General features: G+C 70.4%; 1 protein-coding gene and 1 pseudogene. Both read right to left on the bottom strand.

The annotated features are described in order from the left end of the window. The coding region (locus tag JHD07_RS17660) for an ArdC family protein (RefSeq protein WP_291624442.1) at positions 1-281 on the bottom strand (281 nt) is incomplete at its 3' end. Between the two features lie 216 nt (positions 282-497). Then, a pseudogene (locus JHD07_RS17665) lies at positions 498-770 on the bottom strand (hypothetical protein); the annotation flags it as partial.

Genomic DNA, 770 nt, shown 5'->3' on the forward strand with positions numbered 1-770 from the left:
TCGCCCTTGCGGACCTGCGCGCCGAGCGCCTGCCACTGGCGATAGGTGCCCCAGATGCCGGCGGGAAAGCCGGCGGCGTGCGCGGCGGCCCAGAGTGCGATGACGTTGACGCCACGATAGGCCTTGCGCGAGGCGACGTTGACGGGCGTAGTGATGGCCGATCCGTCGTGGTGCCAGGGCATCCGGTACTGGTCGGCGCCGGCCTCGATGGCGGCGATGATCTGGCTGGTGACACGCTCGTAGATGTCGTTCCGGGGCTGGGGTGTGCGATCGGTGGTCATGGCTGCCTCCTGTGTTCGCCCTCTCCGTCGAGGGCGAGGCGGCAGGGGCAGACGCGGGAAGCCGGGCCGTCACACCCTGTTCTCGGTGCTGGTGCGGAACAGGGTTGATGGGCCGGCAGCGTCTGCCACAACCCGAGCCCTGCCTCGACGGGCGAGCACGGGAGGCAGCCATGACCGGCGAGCGGCGCCTGGACCGGTCAGGATGAAGCGCGGCTGTCAGCCGGTGCCGTCCAGAGGCGGACGCCGCAACGGGACGACCCTGGCGTCCACGGATCGAGACAGCTCCGCTCGCAGACCTTCGATGACGGCATCTCGCTCGGCGAGCTGCAACGTCAGCATCTGGATGTGCTGCGCGAGCGTCCGGGTGAGCGCCCGCAGCTCCGCCATCTCGGCACCACGCACGGCGCGTAGTTCCGCTTCCAGAGCATGGATGCGTTCCTTGAGGGCCCTGGGCGACGATCGCCGCAGGCGGGCTTCGGCCGCGCGGAG

The organism is Bradyrhizobium sp. (assembly GCF_016462955.1).
In the GTDB taxonomy this organism is placed as follows: domain Bacteria; phylum Pseudomonadota; class Alphaproteobacteria; order Rhizobiales; family Xanthobacteraceae; genus Bradyrhizobium.